This is a genomic window from Candidatus Thiosymbion oneisti (assembly GCF_900092655.1).
GTDB classification, from domain to species: Bacteria; Pseudomonadota; Gammaproteobacteria; order Chromatiales; family Chromatiaceae; genus Thiosymbion; species Thiosymbion oneisti.
On sequence record NZ_FLUY01000124.1, the window covers coordinates 1 to 4,315 of the forward strand.

General features: G+C 62.2%; 2 protein-coding genes. Both read right to left on the reverse strand.

Features of this window, described 5'->3' with window-relative positions; all coding sequences use genetic code 11:
• Window positions 1-310 precede the first annotated feature (310 nt).
• Window positions 311-2,626, reverse strand: a complete 2,316-nt coding sequence (locus BQ17_RS01230; protein WP_089723939.1) for an nSTAND1 domain-containing NTPase — start codon at window positions 2,624-2,626, stop codon at window positions 311-313.
• Window positions 2,627-3,272: 646 nt separating this feature from the next.
• Window positions 3,273-4,157, reverse strand: coding sequence for a hypothetical protein (locus BQ17_RS01235; protein ID WP_089723940.1), 885 nt, complete (start codon window positions 4,155-4,157; stop codon window positions 3,273-3,275).
• Between the last annotated feature and the right edge of the window lie 158 nt (window positions 4,158-4,315).

The window sequence follows — 4,315 nt, forward strand, 5'->3', positions numbered from 1 at the left end:
TCCGCCGGATGCCTCACCCCTTGCGGTTGTCCCAACCCAGAGAACCACGGATGGACACCGATGGACACGGATATGGATCCATTCGGGACCCGGATCTGGCCGATCCGTGTCGATCCGTGTGTATCCGTGGTTCTTCGATACGGCTCGTGCCGCGTAGGCTGGGCTGTGCCCACCGGAAAACTCCGCAGCGCGGAGCTTCCGCGTTCCCACGCGGCGCGTGGGAACGAGAGAACTGGCCACCACCCGCCGGAGGTGGCTGGCATGCGGCGGATGGCGCAAGCTCATCCGCCCTACGCGGGCTCGGGGTAGGTCAGCATGCGGTGGTGGGAAAACCCTCCCGATACTTGCGCAGCCAGTCCTCGAACAGGGGCACCCGCAGCCGCGGTCGGCCCTGGTCCAGGACCAGGTAGCCGTGCTCTTCCAGGCGCATCAGGCTCAGGCGGTCGGTGGGGGTCTCGCCGGCGAGGATCTGTTCGATACAGGCCCGGCAGGCGGGAGCGCGGCAGAACTCATTCCAGAAGCGTTCGATGGGGGCGGTGTCCCGTATCAGCACGGCGGCGACCGCCTCGTCCAGATCTGCCATGGACATGGCCTGTCGGCCCTCGCGGTTGGCGATGGAGACCAGCTGTCGGCACAGGCGCTGCAGCAGATCTGGGTGGCCTTGGGTCAGTACGAACAGCCGCTCGGTGACTGCGGCCGGATACTCCAATGGCACCGGCTCGGTGATCAGTCGCAGGGCGTCGGCCCGCGCCAGATAATCCACCCGGAACGGCTGGGTCTGGACGAAGTAGCGACTCCAATCCGGGTCCCGGAGCTCGGACAGGGGCGTAGCACCCACGAAGAGCAGGACCACCCGGTTTTGGTGTTGAGAGAAGCTGCGGATCGCCGCCAGCAGGCGGCGGCCTTGTTCAGGCTCTTGGGCCAGATAGCCGTGCAGCTCCTCGAACTCGTCCAGGGCCAGGATCAGCTTGCGACCGCCGTCGGTCTCGATCCCCTCCAACCATTCCTGTAGCCCTCGCCAGGCGGCGAGCCACCCGTCGGGCGGCGTCCAATCCCCGTCGTCCCGCTCCAGCTTGTCCGCAATCAGCCGTCGCAGATCCGCCAGCCAGGCCGGCACGCTCTCTACCCGGCCGTCCTGGAGGTCCTGGGTAACCACCACAAAACCACTGCCCAGCAGCTCGGGCAGGAAATTGAGCAGACTGGTCTTGCCCACCCGACGCTGGCCGAGGATCAGGAACAGGGGCATCTCGGCGGCCGTCATGATCTCCCGGGCCAGATTCTGGCGCAGATCCTCCCGTCCGAAGAACACCGCCTGGTCGTCCCCCGGCCGCAGCGGGGTCCCGGTCCGGTAGCGGTTGACGGCGATGGACTCCTGGCTCGCTGCCTGATCCTCGATCCGGTGCAGCACCTTTGCCGCCTCCGACCGCCAGACATCCAGGGCGTCCAGATACCAGCGGTTCCAGCGGGACGATTCGAGGAGGGTCAAGTCACGAAAGGCGTCGAGCTTGCGGGAGAAGTCGTCATAGGCCGCTCGCTTGAAGCTGATCTGATTCTGGCCGCGCGCGGCGATCAGATCTTGTCGCAGCCCGGCGAGCGCACGCTGCCACCCGGCGCCGGGGGCATAGGCCGGTTGGTCGGCAGGCACCGACGGCGGTGTTAATCGCTCCGGCTCCAGGGGCCCCAGGCGCCAGCGCCCGGCATGGGCGGCGTGCAGTATCGCCGCCGCCAGTCCGCGTTGCAGCGGACGGTATTCGAGCAGAAACTCGGCGAACTGCATGCCGGTCTCGGGGTCGCCGAAGGCCTGCTCGGTCAGCCGCCGCCGGGCGCCCCAGATGGGCAGGCGCACCCCCGCGTCCCACCGATAGGGATTATGATAGAGATCGAGACGTATCAGACCGACTGCCGCCTGTGGGACATAGAAAGGCAGGCGCAGAAACCCGACGGCCCAGCCCGAGAAGACTCCGATACCCCCTGCCAGGCCCCATGCCAGGCTCCCTGCCAGGCTCCCTGCCAGGCCCAGTGCCAGACCTATTGCCAGGCCCAGTGCCAGACCTATTGCCAGGCTCACTGCCAGACCCCTTGCCAAGCCTATTGCCAGCCCAGCTGTTAGACCCATTAACAAGCTTGTTGTCAAGCCCATTGCCAGGCCCCATGCCGGGCTGCCCACTACCAGGCCCCCTGCCAGGCCAAATGCCAGGCCCCATGTCAGGCCAAATGTCAAGTCCCATGCCAGGCCCAATGCCAGGCCGAATGCCAGGCCGAATGCCAAGCCAAATGCCAGGCCCACTGCAAACGTTCCGCCGGTGACTGACAAAAGACCCGTCAGGCGCTCCCCGAATTCTGGGTTGTCTGTGAAGGTTTGGACGATAGCCGGCTTGAATTGGGCGGGGAAATCCGACGGCAGCCCCCAGGCGACGATCACCGCAAGGGATAATCCATAGACCCCGATGGCAAGCAGCAGCAGCCAAGGCATGGCGCGCAGATAGAGGGCCAAGGTTTGCTTACGGGTAAGGCGCTCGGACCACTCCTCAAGCCGCGGGAACTCGAACAGGGTCCACCAGATCAGCGCCCGGCCGGTCTTGGGCTCCGGCGGCAATTGGAACGGATTCTGTTTGGGTTTACCCATGGGTCAGCTCCCCTGGTACGAATGTTCTCAACTGCCGATTAAGATTAAGCGGCAGGGTTTTCACGGAAGATTTGGCCGCAAATAAACCTGAATGGACCGGAATCGATCCGCAGATTGCGCAGATTCCCGCAGATTAAAAAGGAAACAATCCGTGGGAACCTGCGTAATCTGCGGACAGATAAAGTAATGTGATTTTTTGCGATTGATTCGCGTTCATTTTTGGTCCGCAAATAAACACAAATGGCCGCAAATAGAGATTAATGGCCCAAGAACCGACCTCTAGCTCCCACGCTCCAGCGTCATGAAACCTTGGCCGCTGGAGCGGCCATAACGGCGTTCCCACGCTAGAGCCTGGGAACGAGCCAATAATGGAATCTTTTGCGACCGATTTGCGTTGATTCGCGTTCATTTGCGGAAAAATAATTTTCCTCTAGCTCCCATGCTCCAGCGTGGGAGCAAGCCTGTCCCGACGGAGCAGGGATCTTGACGCTCCAGCGTCATGAAACCTTGGCCGCTGGAGCGGCCATAACGGCATTCCCACGCTGGAGCGTGGGAACGAGCCAATAATGGAATCTTTTGCGACCGATTTGCGTTGATTCGCGTTCATTTGCGGAAAAATAATTTCCATGTTATCGGCGTTGCTGTTCTAGTCTTCTCCCGCGGGCCGGCGCTTGATGAGCTGCTTGAAGAACCCCCCCAAGGGGAACTTGATGCGATCCAGTCCTATGGCACGGTACCAGCAGATCACCCGTTGGCGTAGCGCAATGACACCACCGAGGCAAAAGATGCAGCCGCGTGATTGGGACTTGAACTCCTTCTTCCAACGGTTCAGTTGTTCCTTGAATGCTTGTTCGGCGGCATCGCCGTCCTGGAGCTGTTTCCGCACGTAGTCCAGAAAGGAGAGAGGCCACGAGTGCCTGAGCACCGCATCGGCAAGCAGATCCAGGTCGTTTTCGTCCAGATCCGGTAAGCAGCGGTCGAGCTCTGATCTGATCTCGGCCTGGGAGAGTGGTCTCAACGCTTCGGGCTCCAGGGTCAGGGTGGAGACCCGCCGCTCGCCGGACCGGGCCATCATCAGATAACGGTTGTGGGCACGTTCGGTGACACAGAGGAGGGAGATACCGCGGTTCTTGAGCGCATTCAGGCCATCGAGGAAGGCTACATCGAAGCCTTTACCGAGGTCGGGATTATTGAGGATGGCGTCGAGGTGGTGCAGCAGCAGGCAGACCGGCCGCTGGTCGTCGGCGAGCTTATCGACTAGGCCCCCGAGGGTGGGCGGTGGGTCGCCGTCGAGGCTGGTCTGGTCCCACAGGGTCTTGAGCAGACCGGCAAAGCTGTAGCGATGTTCCTTGAGATCCGCGCGCAACCAGAGGGCATCGGGGTCGATGCGCGTCAGGTCCTCAAGCAGACGGCCCCGGCCCTGGCCCGGTTTCCCGATCAGATTGATGGGGCGGCGTTGCTCCAGCAGCTCCTTGGCAATGCGGCTGGTCTGGGTCGGTCGCAGGCAATGGTCGCAGTTCGGTGGCTTCATGGCGATGGATGACCCCTTTATACTTAGTGGTTCAAAATTAAGCCACAGCCCTACGCGGGCTCTCCGTTGAGGCTCCGAACCTCTCCGGTGAGTCTTCAACACTCATCGTTGAGTGTTCAGGACTCTCTGTTGAATGTTCAAGACTCTCTGGTGAGTCT

Bases quoted from the DNA above. Each gene is read 5' to 3' on its own strand.
- BQ17_RS01235 (WP_089723940.1), bottom strand. From the start codon at position 4,157: ATGAAGCCACCGAACTGCGACCATTGCCTGCGACCGACCCAGACCAGC.
- BQ17_RS01230 (WP_089723939.1), bottom strand. From the start codon at position 2,626: ATGGGTAAACCCAAACAGAATCCGTTCCAATTGCCGCCGGAGCCCAAG.